This window comes from Pseudomonas sp. MF09150, assembly GCF_059862355.1.
Genome location: NZ_JCBCUS010000007.1, coordinates 187,173 through 200,271, shown reverse-complemented (window position 1 = coordinate 200,271; position 13,099 = coordinate 187,173). Strand labels below are relative to the sequence as shown.

Genomic DNA, 13,099 nt, shown 5'->3' with positions numbered 1-13,099 from the left:
GATCAGATTCCTTGTTCGCTGAGCCACAGGTTCAGCGCTGCCAGTTGCCACAGCTTGGAGCCGCGCAATGGCGTCAGTTGGCCTTGCGGGTCGGTCAGCAGGCGGTCGAGCATGGCCGGGTTGAACAGGCCACGATCCTGGCTCGGGTCCAGCAGCAGTTCGCGCACCCAGTTCAGGGTGTCGCCTTGCAGGTGCTTGAGGCCCGGGACCGGGAAATAGCCTTTCTTGCGGTCGATCACTTCGCTGGGGATGACCAGCCGTGCCGCTTCCTTGAGCACTTGCTTGCCGCCGTCCGGCAGCTTGTATTTACCCGGCACCCGCGCCGACAACTCCACCAGGCGGTAGTCGAGGAAGGGCGTGCGCGCTTCCAGGCCCCAGGCCATGGTCATGTTATCCACACGCTTGACCGGGTCGTCGACCAGCATCACCGTGCTGTCCAGGCGCAGGGCCTTGTCCACCGCGGCGTCGGCTCCGGGCTGGGCGAAATGCTCGCGCACAAAGTCACCGGCGGCGTCGTTGGCGGTCAGCCATTTGGGCTGCACGGTGGCGGCGTAGTCGTCATAGCTGCGGTCGAAGAACGCCTCGCGGTAGGCGGCATACGGGTCGCTGGCGCCATCTACCTGCGGGTACCAGTGGTAACCGGCAAACAGTTCATCGGCGCCCTGGCCGCTTTGCACCACCTTGCAGTGCTTGGCCACTTCCCGCGACAGCAGGTAAAAGGCGATGCAGTCGTGGCTGACCATGGGCTCGCTCATGGCACGGAAGGCTGCCGGCAACTGCTCGATGATTTCGCGCTCGTCGATACGCAACTGGTGATGCTCGGTGCCGTAATGCTTGGCGATCAGGTCCGAGTACTGGAACTCGTCGCCACGTTCGCCGCCGGCATCCTGAAAACCGATGGAGAAGGTCGAGAGATTTTCCACCCCGACTTCCCGCAGCAGGCCCACCAGCATGCTCGAATCGACACCGCCCGAAAGCAGCACACCGACATCCACCGCCGCCCGCTGGCGGATCGCCACGGCTTCACGGGTGCTGTCGAGCACACGGTCGCGCCAGTCTTCCAGGGTCAGGTCGAGCTCGTCAGCGCGCGGACCGTAGGGCAGGGTCCACCAGGTTTGCTGCTCGGTGCGGCCATCGGCTTCGATGCGCATCCAGGTCGCGGGCGGTAGTTTCTCGATACCGGCCAGCAGGGTGCGCGGCGCAGGTACCACGGCGTGGAAATTCAGGTAATGGTTCAGCGCCACCGGATCGAGGATCGGGTTGATGTCGCCGCCCTTGAGCAGTGCCGGCAAGGCCGAGGCAAAGCGCAGGCGCTGGCCGGTGCGGGACAGGTACAGCGGCTTGACGCCCAAACGGTCGCGGGCGATGAACAGGCGCTGGGCATCGCGCTCCCAGATGGCAAAGGCAAACATGCCGTTGAGCTTGGGCAGCAGGTCGGCGCCCCAGGCGTGATAGCCCTTGAGTAGCACTTCGGTGTCGCCACCGGAATAAAAGCAGTAACCCAGGCCTTCGAGTTCGGCCCGCAGCTCGGGGAAGTTGTAGATCGCGCCGTTGAACGCCAGGGACAGCCCCAACTGGTTGTCGATCATCGGCTGCGCCGAGCCGTCCGACAGGTCCATGATTTTCAGGCGTCGATGGCCGAGGGCAATGGGCCCCTGGCTATGAAAGCCCCACGCGTCAGGGCCGCGAGGGGCCAGGTGATGGGTAATTCGTTCAACCGCTGCCAGGTCGGCAGGTTGATGATCAAAGCGTAATTCGCCAGCTAGTCCGCACATAAGTCCTTACCGGTTTTTCCGTTGGGGAGAGTCAATCGTTGATCGGCCAGAAGGGCCGGTACTCAGAAACTGACCTGTGTGAAACTCGGGAGTTTTAGACCGATAGGTTATAAGGCGCCCGGCTGTAGTGCGCAGCCAGGTGCTGGAAAAGGCTTGGGGTGCATGCGGGCGGCGTTGCACGGGAGCAACGCCGCCAAGGGGCTCAGGCTTTGCCGCGAATCAGCCGACGCAAGGCAAAACGGTTGGGATGGCAGGCTTCGGCCACGCTGCGGGGCAGGGGCAGCGGCTCGTTTTCCAGCCAGGCGGCCAGCAGTTCGCCAGACAGCGGGGCGGTGATCAGCCCCCGGGAGCCGTGGCCGCTGTTGATATACAGGCCATCCAGCCAGGGGCACCGCAGGTCCGGTACTTGCCGTGCGTCCTTGGCCAGTGCGGCGTAGGTCTGGGCGAAGAGCGTCTGATCAGCCAGCGGCCCGACGATCGGCAGGTAATCCGGGCTGGTGCAACGAAACGCGGCCCGTCCCTGCAGGTTATCCACAGGCAGTTGATCGGCCTGCAGGCGTGCCACCAGGTCGCTGGAGATTTCTTCCAGCATCTGCAGGTTGCCGGCGTGTTCGGCCGCGGTGGGCGTCAGGTCGTCGCTGTTGAAGTCAAAGCTCGCCCCCAGGGTGTGTTCGCCCAGGCGTGGCGGCGCGACATAACCTTCGGCGCAGACCACGGTGGCCAGGCTCTGGCTGAGGGCGGTCTGCGGCAGGCGGGTGATCTGCCCGCGAATACGCTTGAGGGGCAGTTCGGCGCTGGGCGCGAAGCGCTTGATCTCTGCCGCGCCGGCAAGAATCACCACCGGCGCACTGGCCAGCAACTGCTCGCCGTCCCAGGCTTGCCATTGCTGGTCGACCTTGTGCAGGTGCAGCACATCGTGGTGCGCGAGGACCTCGATCAACGGGTTGCGGGCCTGCCACTGGCACAGTGCCGGTGGATGGACCCAACCGCCCTCGGGGAAAAACAGCCCCCCTTGGGCCAGGGCGATACCGGCCCGTGCCTCGGCCTGGGCCTGGTCCAGTCGATGCAACAGGTCGGGGGGAAAGGCCTCGGCCAATTGTTGCTGGCGCTCATCTTCCTTGGCGTTGAACGCCAGTTGCAGCACCCCGCAGCCGTCCCAGTCGACGCCCCGTTGCAGGTGCTCCAGCAGACGCCGGGTGTAACCGAAGCCGCTGAGGATCAGCTGCGACAACGCGGTGCCGTGGGCCGAAAGCTTGAGGTAGAGCACGCCCTGGGGGTTGCCCGAGGCTTCCTGGGCCAGCCCGGCATGGCGCTCCAGCAGGCTGACCCGCCAACCGCGTGCGGCCAGGCTCGCGGCACTGGCGCAACCGGCCAGGCCGGCACCGATCACCAGGGCGTGTTTGTCTGTCGGGGCCTGATCGGGGCGAGCGAACCAGGGCCTGGCAGTGGCGGGTGCCGGAGTCTCGGCGGGCCAGCCGAGAAACTCGCCGCGCAGCACTTCCCATTTGTGGCCGATGCCCGGGGTGCGTTTCATTTTGAAGCCGGCGGCGTTCAGCAGGCGGCGCACCCAGCCGGTGCTGGTAAAGGTGCTGATAGTCGAACCCGGGGCCGCCAGGCGCGCCAGCTCGGCGAACAGCTCCGGGGTCCACATGTCGGGGTTTTTCGCCGGGGCGAAGCCGTCGAGGAACCAGGCATCGATCTGTGCGTCGAGCTGGGGCAACTGCTCCAGGGCATCGCCGATCAGCAGGGTCAGGGTGACGCGGCCCTGGTCCAGGACCAGGCGCTGGAAACCCTGATGCACTGCGACATAGGCCTTGAGCAGTAGCTCGGCGAACGCTGCCAATTCCGGCCACAGGGCCAGGGCGCGTTGCAGGTCGGCAGGGGCCAGCGGGTACTTTTCAACACTGACGAAATGCAGGCGAGCGCTGGGCTCGGCCTGTTGCTCGAAGAGCTGCCAGGCGCAGAGGAAATTCAGCCCGGTGCCGAAGCCGGTCTCGCCAATGACAAATCGGGCACCCGGGGCCAGCGCGGCAAAGCGTTCGCGCAGCCGATTCTGTTCGATAAACACATGGCGGGTTTCATCCAGCCCGGACTCGGTGGAGAAGTACACGTCATCGAACACCCGCGAGTGCGGGCGTCCCTGTTCGTCCCAGTCGAGCTGGGCGTGGGGCAATACGGCGGTCATGTTCGGCTCGATTACGGCAAGGCGGCCATTCTAGCCGATAGCCGTGGCGGCGATTGATCCATGACAAGGCCGTGGTTCGACAGTCGGCCGCCATTGGCGCGGGGGCAAGGCCGGGTGAATGAATCGTCGGGGATTTGTTTCCACAGCCAGGGGGCGATCCGCTAGTCTTGCCCCATCTTGGAAGGGAGCCGCCCATGTTCGAATCTGCCGAAATCGGTCACGCCATCGACAAAGAAGTCTACGACGCCGAAGTCCCCGCCCTGCGGGAAGCCCTGCTGGAAGCACAGTTCGAGTTGCGAGAAAAAGCGGCCTTTCCGGTGATCGTATTGATCAACGGCATCGAAGGCGCCGGCAAGGGCGAGACGGTCAAGCTGCTTAACGAGTGGATGGACCCGCGGCTGATCGAGGTGCGCACCTTCGACCAGCAGACCGACGAAGAACTGGCGCGGCCGCCGGCCTGGCGCTACTGGCGGATGCTGCCGGCCAAGGGCCGCATGGGTGTGTTTTTTGGCAACTGGTACAGCCAGATGCTCCAGGGGCGGGTGCATGGGGAGTTCAAGGATGCGCGCCTGGACCAGGCGATCAACGCCGCCGAACGCCTGGAGAAAATGCTCTGCGACGAGGGCGCGCTGATCTTCAAGTTCTGGTTCCATTTGTCGAAGAAACAGATGAAGGCGCGGCTCAAGTCGCTGCAGGACGATCCGCTGCACAGCTGGCGTATCAGCCCCCTGGACTGGCAGCAGTCGAAGACCTACGACAAGTTCGTCAAATACGGCGAGCGTGTCCTGCGCCGCACCAGCCGCGACTACGCGCCCTGGCACGTGATCGAAGGTGTGGACCCGCACTACCGCAGCCTGACAGTGGGGCGGATTCTGCTCGAGGGCCTGCAGAACGCCCTCAACCGTCCCGCCGCCAAGCCGGCCACGGTGAACGCGGCGCCGTTGCCGGTGAGCGTCGATCAGATCAGCCTGCTCGACAGCCTGGACATGACCCAGCACCTGGAAAAAGACGATTACGAAGAACAACTGATTACCGAGCAGGCGCGCCTCGCCGGTTTGCTGCGTGACAAGCGCATGCGCAAACACGCGCTGGTGGCGGTGTTCGAAGGCAACGATGCGGCGGGCAAGGGGGGCGCCATTCGCCGTCTGGCGGCAGCCCTCGACCCGCGCCAGTACAGCATCGTGCCGATTGCCGCGCCCACCGAAGAGGAGCGGGCGCAGCCTTATCTCTGGCGGTTCTGGCGGCATATTCCGGCGCGGGGCAAATTCACCGTGTTCGACCGCTCGTGGTATGGCCGGGTGTTGGTGGAGCGGGTCGAGGGCTTTTGCAGCCCGGGTGACTGGTTGCGTGCCTATGGCGAGATCAATGACTTCGAAGAGCAGCTCGATGATGCGCGGGTGATCGTGGTCAAGTTCTGGCTGGCGATCGACAAGCAGACCCAGCTAGAGCGCTTCCAGGCCCGCGAGGAAATCCCCTTCAAGCGCTTCAAGATCACCGAGGATGACTGGCGCAACCGCGACAAGTGGGACGCCTATCGCGCGGCCGTTGGCGACATGGTTGATCGCACCAGCACCGAAGTTGCGGCCTGGACCCTGGTCGAAGCCAATGACAAGCGCTGGGCGCGGGTCAAAGTGCTGCGCACCATCAACCGCGCCCTGGAATCGGCGTTTGAAAAGTCCGACAAGCACGATAAGAAGCACGGCAAATAAGGCGATGGTTTTGCATACGCGGGGTGAATGATTGTCGCGGTCGGGGGAGGGCTGGATCTATGCTCGATCCACTCTTAACCGACAACAACAATGAGGTGTGCCATGCGTGAAGTGGTGATCGTCGACAGCGTACGGACTGGCCTGGCCAAATCCTTTCGCGGCAAGTTCAACCAGACCCGTCCGGATGACATGGCGGCTCATTGCGTGAATGCGCTGCTGACCCGCAATGGCATCGACCCGGCCAGCGTCGAGGACTGCATCGTCGGCGCCGGCTCCAACGAAGGCGCCCAGGGCTACAACATCGGGCGCAACGTCGCGGTGCTTTCGCAACTGGGCACCGGCACTGCGGGCATGACCCTCAACCGTTTCTGCTCCTCGGGCCTGCAGGCAATCGCCATCGCCGCGAACCAGATCGCTTCCGGTTGCAGCGAGATCATCGTCGCCGGTGGCGTCGAGTCCATCAGCCTGACCATGAAAAGCGTCAACACCGACAACCTGATCAACCCGCTGCTCAAGGAACAGGTTCCCGGGATCTACTTCCCCATGGGCCAGACCGCCGAGGTTGTCGCCCGGCGCTACAACGTCAGTCGCGAAGAACAGGACCTGTACGCCCTGCAAAGTCAGCAGCGTACGGCCCAGGCCCAGGCGGCCGGCCTGTTTGATGACGAAATCGTGCCGATGGCGGTCAAGTACCGGGTCGAGGACAAGAACACCGGCCAGGTGCAGATTCTCGAGGGCGTGGTGGACCGCGACGACTGCAACCGCCCTGACACCACCCTGGAAAGCCTGGCTGGCCTCAAGCCAGTATTTGCCGAAGACGGCTCGGTGACCGCGGGCAACTCCTCGCAATTGTCCGATGGCGCGTCCATGACTCTGGTCATGAGCCTGGAAAAAGCGCTGGCACTGGGGCTCAAGCCTCGGGCGTTGTTTCGCGGGTTTACGGTAGCCGGTTGCGAGCCCGACGAGATGGGCATCGGCCCGGTGTTCTCGGTGCCCAAGCTGCTCAAGGCCAAGGGTCTGCAAGTGGCCGATATCGACCTGTGGGAGCTCAATGAGGCATTCGCCTCGCAGTGCCTGTACAGCCGCAACCGCCTGGAAATCGACAACCAGAAATACAACGTCAACGGCGGTTCGATCTCCATCGGCCACCCGTTCGGCATGACCGGCTCGCGACAGGTAGGGCACCTGGTGCGTGAGCTGCAACGGCGCAACCTGCGCTATGGCATCGTCACCATGTGCGTGGGCGGGGGCATGGGTGCGAGTGGGTTGTTCGAGGCCTTGCGTTGAGCAGACAGTCCTCTTTGTGGGGCCTGGCGGCGGGTTGCACCGCTGACGGAGCGACGGCTCTTACATGGGTTGCCTGTGCAAGAGCCGTTTTTATCCACAGCCCGAATCAGCCCTGTTTGCCAGCCTCGAGCATGTTTTCCGGGCGAACCCAGGCGTCGAACTCCTCGTCGGTCAGATAACCCAGTTGCAGCGCCGCTTCGCGCAAGGTCAGGTTCTCGCCGTAGGCCTTCTTGGCGATTTCCGCCGACTTGTCGTAGCCGATATGGGGGTTGAGCGCGGTCACCAGCATCAGGCCGCGTTCAAGGTGCGCCGCCATTTGCACCGGATCAGGTTCCAGGCCCGCCACGCAATGCTGCTGGAAGTTGCTGCAGCCATCGGCCAGCAGGCGAATCGATTGCAGCAGGTTGTGGATGATCACCGGTTTGAACACGTTCAGTTGCAGGTGACCCTGGCTGGCGGCGAAGCCGATGGCCACGTCGTTGCCCATGACCTGGCAGGCCAGCATCGACAGGGCTTCGCACTGGGTCGGGTTGACCTTGCCGGGCATGATCGAACTGCCGGGCTCGTTGGCCGGCAACTTGACCTCGGCAAACCCGGCCCGCGGCCCGGAGCCCAGCAGGCGCAGGTCGTTGGCGATTTTCATCAGGCACACGGCCAGGGTCTTCAGCGCACCGGACAGGCTGGTCAGCGGCTCATGGCCGGCGAGGGCGGCGAATTTGTTGGGTGCGGTGACAAACGGCAGGCCCGACAGCGCGGCCAGCTCGGCGGCAATCGCTTCGCCGAAACCATGGGGTGAATTGAGTCCGGTGCCCACTGCGGTGCCGCCCTGTGCCAATTCGCACACCGCTGGCAGCGTGGCGCGAATCGCCCGTTCGGCGTAATCGAGCTGGGCGATGAATGCCGACAACTCCTGGCCGAAGGTGATGGGCGTGGCGTCCATCAAGTGAGTGCGTCCGGTCTTCACCAGCTTCATGTGCCGCGCCGAAAGTTCGGCCAGGCCGCCGGACAACTCGGCGATCGCTGGCAGCAGGTGATGCTGCACGGCCTGGGCTGCGGCAATGTGCATGGCGGTCGGGAAGCTGTCGTTGGAGCTTTGCGAGCGGTTGACGTGGTCGTTGGGGTGCACCGGGCTTTTGCCGCCGCGTGGGTTGCCGGCCAGTTCGTTGGCGCGTCCGGCGATCACCTCATTGACGTTCATATTGCTCTGGGTGCCGCTGCCGGTCTGCCAGACCACCAGCGGAAACTGCTGGTCGTGATCGCCTGCCAGCACTTCGTCGGCGGCCTGCTCGATCAGGCGTGCGATGTCAGCGGGCAGGTCGCCGTTGCGATCGTTGACCCGGGCCGCGGCCTTCTTGATCAGGGCCAGGGCATGCACCACCGACAGCGGCATGCGCTCGTCGCCGATTGCGAAGTTGATCAGCGAACGCTGTGTCTGAGCGCCCCAGTAGGCTTCATCCGGGACTTCAACCTGGCCAAGGCTGTCGGTTTCGATACGGCTCATCGTGCACACTCCTGTAGGTCTGATTGCGCAGTTTAGGTCGTGATCGGGCAGAGGGGTTCCCTAAAGCTGCTTTTGCGTCGTTTGGTCGAGCAAATCCAGGCGCGGCAAGGGGTGGGGTTGAGTGCATGAGTTTTTTAGGCGCAGAATGGTCGCCCTTGGGGTCTTACCTCGCCTGCTAGAAAAGGAAACTCGATGACTCGTCTTCGTGCCATCTGTACCGCGGTTGTTCTGGTTTGCGCCAGCGGCCAGGTTCTTGCCGATACCGCCAGCCACAATGCCAGTGCCGAAGCCTTCCTGACCCTGGCGCACGCCGACAAGCTGGGTACCCCGGTGTACATGCAAGTGCAGCAAATGTTCGCTCAGCGGTTTGAGCAGACCAAAGCCCCCGAATCGAAAAAAGCCCTGCTGGACACCTACCAGGCCAAGGCCAACGCCGCCCTGGACCAGGCCATCGGCTGGAACAAGCTGAAGCCGGACATGGTCAAGCTCTACACCAGCAATTTCAGCGAATCCGAACTCAAGGACCTGGTGGCGTTCTACCAGTCGCCGCTGGGCAAGAAAGTCCTGGAAAAAATGCCTCAGCTGACCCAGCAATCGGCCCAACTGACCCAAGCCAAGCTGGAAAGCGCGGTGCCTGTGGTCAACAAGCTGCTGGATGACATGACCACTGAACTGACGCCAAAAGCAGCACCGGCGAAGAAGAAGTAAGCGGAGCCAGGAATGACCATGCAACAACGTATCGAATCGGCGCTCGGCGCATTGCAGCCAGAGCATTTGCAGGTGGCGGATGAAAGCCATATGCACAGTCGCGGGCTGCAGACCCATTTCAAGGCCGTGCTGGTTAGTGAGCAGTTTGCCGGGCTCAACAGTGTCAAGCGCCACCAGAAGGTGTACGCCACGCTTGGCGACCTGATGGGCGAGTTCCATGCGTTGGCGCTGCATACCTATACCCCTGAGGAATGGGCGAAGATCGGTGTGGCCCCGGCCTCGCCGACCTGCGCCGGGGGCAGCGGCAAGCATTGAGGGGCCCGCCGCAAGCTTGACGCTTGCCCCTTGGAGCTTGTAGCTGCCTTCCTGCTACAATCCGCAACGCGCCGCTCAGTCGGCGCGTTTTTTTTCGCATCCGGTTCACCCTTTACGAGGGTAGCCACCTGGAGATCACCCATGACACAACCCATTGTCGTGGCGGCACTGTATAAGTTCGTCACCCTTGAAGATTACGTAGCCCTGCGCGAACCCCTGCTGCAGGCGATGCTCGACAACGGCATCAAAGGCACCCTGTTGATCGCCGAAGAAGGCATCAACGGTACGGTTTCCGGTAGCCGCGAAGGCATCGACGGGCTGATGGCCTGGCTCAAGAACGATCCGCGCATGGACGATATCGACCACAAAGAGTCGTACTGCGACGACCAGCCGTTCTACCGCACCAAGGTCAAGCTGAAGAAAGAGATCGTCACCCTGGGTGTCGAGGGCGTGGACCCCAACAAGCAGGTCGGGACCTATGTCGACCCGCAAGACTGGAACGCCCTGATCAGCGATCCGGAAGTACTGCTGATCGATACCCGCAACGACTATGAAGTCTCGATCGGCACCTTCGAAGGCGCCATCGATCCGAAAACCACCAGTTTTCGCGAGTTCCCCGATTACATCAAAGCCCACTTCGACCCGAGCAAACACAAGAAAGTCGCGATGTTCTGCACCGGCGGCATTCGCTGTGAAAAAGCCTCCAGCTACATGCTCAGCGAAGGCTTCGACGAGGTGTTCCACCTCAAGGGCGGAATCCTCAAGTACCTCGAAGAAGTACCGCAGCAAGAGAGCAAATGGCAGGGCGACTGCTTTGTCTTCGATAACCGGGTCACCGTGCGCCACGACCTGAGCGAAGGCGACTACGATCAATGTCATGCCTGCCGCACTCCGGTAAGCGTCGAAGATCGCGCATCCGAGCACTATGTGCCGGGCATCAGTTGCCCGCACTGCTGGAACACCCTGAGCGAGAAGACCCGACGCAGCGCCGCCGATCGGCAGAAGCAGATCGAACTGGCCAAGGCTCGCAACATGCCTCACCCCATTGGTTACAACTACAAGCAATCACCTTCCGAGGCCTGAGCCATGTCTGCCCGCCTGCTCTATGTAATGGATCCGATGTGTTCCTGGTGCTGGGGCTTCGCTCCGGTGGCCGAGGCCCTGGTGGAGCAGGCACATGCAGCAGGCGTCGAGCTGCACCTGGTGGTGGGTGGTTTGCGCACCGGCAGCGGTGCGGCGCTCGAGCCCACGACCCGGCGCTACATTCTTGAGCACTGGCAGGCGGTCACCGAGGCCACCGGCCAGCCGTTCCAGTTCGAAGGTGCGCTGCCGGATGGCTTCGTCTACGACACCGAGCCCGCCTGCCGCGCCATCGTCACCGCCCGCAGCCTGGCGCCCGACTGCGCCTGGAAGCTGCTCGGGCTGATCCAGCGAGCGTTTTACCGTGAGGGGCGCGACGTCACCCACGCCAGTGTGCTGGTGGAGTTGGCCGAGCAGGCGGGTGTGCCGCGAATCGAATTCGCCGAGGCTTTCGACCGTGCCGAACAGCACGCAGCCACCGCAGCGGATTTCACCTGGGTACAGGATCTGGGCATTGCCGGTTTCCCGACCCTGCTGGCCGAGCGCAATGGTCAACTGGCGTTGCTGACCAATGGTTATCAACCGCTGAGCGAGTTGTCGCCACTGCTCGGACGCTGGTTGGAGCGAGCTGCCGGTGGATGAACGGGACGCGACGAGCGAGCAAGGTCAAACGGTCGACCGCCTGAGCTGGGCGGAAATTCGCCGTCTGGCACTGCATCACAAGAAAGCCTTGTGGATTGCCAACGGCGTCGCCGTGCTGGCGACCTTGTGCAGCGTGCCGATCCCTCTGCTGCTGCCGCTGTTGGTGGACGAAGTGCTGCTGGGCCACGGTGACGCCGCGCTGAAATTCATGAACCATGCCTTGCCCACGGCTTGGCAGAGCGCGGCCGGTTATATCGGCCTGATGCTGCTGGCGACGCTGACCCTGCGCTGTGGCGCGCTGGTGTTCAACGTGTTGCAGGCGCGGCTGTTCGCCGGGCTGGCCAAGGACATCGTGTATCGGATTCGCACCCGGCTGATCGAGCGTCTCAAGCGGATCTCCCTGGCTGAATACGAAAGCCTGGGCAGCGGCACCGTGACCACGCACTTGGTCACCGACCTCGACACTGTGGATAAGTTTGTCGGCGAAACCCTCAGTCGCTTCCTGGTGGCGATGCTGACCCTGGTCGGCACGGCCGGGATCCTGATGTGGATGCACTGGCAGCTGGCGCTGTTGATCCTGTTGTTCAACCCGCTGGTGATCTACGCCACGGTGCAACTGGGCAAACGGGTCAAGCACCTGAAGAAGCTGGAGAACGACAGCACCGCGCGTTTCACCCAGGCCCTGACCGAAACCCTGGACTCGATACAGGAAGTGCGGGCCGGCAATCGCCAGGGATTTTTTCTCGGCCGCCTTGGGCTGCGGGCACGGGAGGTTCGCGATTTTGCCGTGGCCTCGCAGTGGAAAAGTGATGCATCCAGCCGCGCCAGCGGCCTGCTGTTCCAGTTCGGCATCGATATATTTCGTGCAGCGGCCATGCTCACCGTGTTGTTTTCCGACCTGTCCATCGGCCAGATGCTGGCGGTATTCAGCTACCTCTGGTTCATGATCGGCCCGGTGGAGCAGTTGCTGAACCTGCAATACGCCTACTACGCCGCCGGTGGTGCCCTTTCACGCATCAACGAGTTGCTGGCGCGTGCCGACGAGCCGCAATACCCGGGGGGTGTGGACCCGTTCCAGGGCCGTGAAACCGTGGGAATCGACGTCCGTGGCCTGTGTTTTGGCTATGGCGACGAACTGGTGCTCAATCAACTGGACCTGTCGATCACCCCTGGCGAAAAGGTCGCCATCGTCGGTGCCAGTGGCGGTGGAAAAAGTACCCTGGTGCAGTTGCTGCTGGGGCTCTATACCCCGCAGGCCGGGACCATCCGCTTCGGCGGTTCGACCCAGCAGGAGATTGGCCTGGAAACCGTGCGGGAAAACGTCGCAGTGGTGTTGCAGCATCCGGCGCTGTTCAACGACAGCATCCGCGCCAACCTGACCATGGGCCGCGAGCGCACAGACGCTGCCTGCTGGCAGGCCCTGGAAATCGCCCAGCTGGAAGCCACGGTGCGCAACCTGCCCCAGGGCCTGGACAGCGTTGTTGGACGTTCAGGGGTGCGTTTGTCCGGCGGCCAACGCCAGCGATTGGCCATTGCGCGCATGGTTCTGGCCGAGCCCAAGGTCGTGATACTCGACGAAGCGACCTCCGCCCTGGACGCCGCTACCGAGTACAGCCTGCACCAGGCATTGACCCGATTCCTGCGCGGGCGCACGACCCTGATCATTGCCCACCGCCTGTCGGCGGTAAAACAGGCGGATCGGGTGCTGGTGTTCGATGGCGGGCAGATTGCCGAAGATGGCGACCATCAGCAGTTAATTGCCGACGGAGGTTTGTACGCCAAGCTTTATGGGCACTTGCAGCAAATTTGACGCTCTTGAGTTTTGCCCGATTTTCTGCGCTTAGTAATTGAATTCCTTGGTGGAAAGCCTGTTTCGAGCGTATCGGCCACAGGCATT

The 13,099-nt window shown here is 63.1% G+C and carries 10 protein-coding genes; 7 read left to right on the top strand and 3 right to left on the bottom strand.

The features are described from left to right. Window positions 1–2: 2 nt before the first annotated feature. Window positions 3–1,775: an N-acetylglutaminylglutamine amidotransferase gene (locus tag AC19YX_RS24545; protein ID WP_500607231.1), complete on the bottom strand. Its 1,773-nt coding sequence runs from the start codon at window positions 1,773–1,775 to the stop codon at window positions 3–5. 202 nt (window positions 1,776–1,977) lie between these two features. Continuing rightward, the gene (gene mnmC / locus AC19YX_RS24540) at window positions 1,978–3,960 is read right to left on the bottom strand and encodes a bifunctional tRNA (5-methylaminomethyl-2-thiouridine)(34)-methyltransferase MnmC2/FAD-dependent 5-carboxymethylaminomethyl-2-thiouridine(34) oxidoreductase MnmC1 (protein ID WP_500607230.1); all 1,983 of its coding nucleotides are present in this window, start codon (window positions 3,958–3,960) and stop codon (window positions 1,978–1,980) included. 194 nt (window positions 3,961–4,154) lie between these two features. Between mnmC and pap the strand changes: the two genes are divergently transcribed. Together pap and AC19YX_RS24530 are read left to right on the top strand one after the other, a co-directional pair. Further along, window positions 4,155–5,669 carry a polyphosphate:AMP phosphotransferase gene (gene pap, locus AC19YX_RS24535; protein WP_078470719.1) on the top strand — a complete coding sequence of 505 codons (1,515 nt, stop codon included), beginning with the start codon at window positions 4,155–4,157 and terminating at the stop codon, window positions 5,667–5,669. A 102-nt stretch (window positions 5,670–5,771) separates the two neighbouring features. Continuing rightward, window positions 5,772–6,956, top strand: coding sequence for a thiolase family protein (locus AC19YX_RS24530; protein ID WP_078470718.1), 1,185 nt, complete (start codon window positions 5,772–5,774; stop codon window positions 6,954–6,956). Between the two features lie 106 nt (window positions 6,957–7,062). Here AC19YX_RS24530 and AC19YX_RS24525 read toward each other — a convergent pair whose 3' ends face one another. Then, complete coding sequence (locus AC19YX_RS24525; RefSeq protein WP_078470717.1) at window positions 7,063–8,457, bottom strand: class II fumarate hydratase; 1,395 nt, start codon at window positions 8,455–8,457, stop codon at window positions 7,063–7,065. Between the two features lie 192 nt (window positions 8,458–8,649). Between AC19YX_RS24525 and AC19YX_RS24520 the strand changes: the two genes are divergently transcribed. The 5 genes from AC19YX_RS24520 (at window position 8,650) to AC19YX_RS24500 (ending at window position 13,012) form a co-directional block, all read left to right on the top strand. After that, the gene (locus tag AC19YX_RS24520) at window positions 8,650–9,165 is read left to right on the top strand and encodes a DUF2059 domain-containing protein (RefSeq protein ID WP_020299623.1); all 516 of its coding nucleotides are present in this window, start codon (window positions 8,650–8,652) and stop codon (window positions 9,163–9,165) included. Between the two features lie 12 nt (window positions 9,166–9,177). Beyond that, on the top strand, window positions 9,178–9,480 hold the full coding sequence (locus tag AC19YX_RS24515) for a BolA family protein (RefSeq protein ID WP_020299624.1): 303 nt from the start codon (window positions 9,178–9,180) through the stop codon (window positions 9,478–9,480). A gap of 141 nt (window positions 9,481–9,621) precedes the next feature. Further along, window positions 9,622–10,563, top strand: coding sequence for an oxygen-dependent tRNA uridine(34) hydroxylase TrhO (gene trhO, locus AC19YX_RS24510; RefSeq protein ID WP_078470716.1), 942 nt, complete (start codon window positions 9,622–9,624; stop codon window positions 10,561–10,563). A 36-nt stretch (window positions 10,564–10,599) separates the two neighbouring features. Further along, the gene (locus tag AC19YX_RS24505) at window positions 10,600–11,202 is read left to right on the top strand and encodes a DsbA family protein (RefSeq protein WP_178102949.1); all 603 of its coding nucleotides are present in this window, start codon (window positions 10,600–10,602) and stop codon (window positions 11,200–11,202) included. Beyond that, window positions 11,195–13,012 (top strand): ABC transporter ATP-binding protein, encoded by a 1,818-nt coding sequence (locus tag AC19YX_RS24500; RefSeq protein ID WP_500607229.1) that lies wholly within the window; start codon window positions 11,195–11,197, stop codon window positions 13,010–13,012. The genes AC19YX_RS24505 and AC19YX_RS24500 overlap by 8 nt, the downstream gene beginning before the upstream one ends. Window positions 13,013–13,099: the final 87 nt, after the last annotated feature.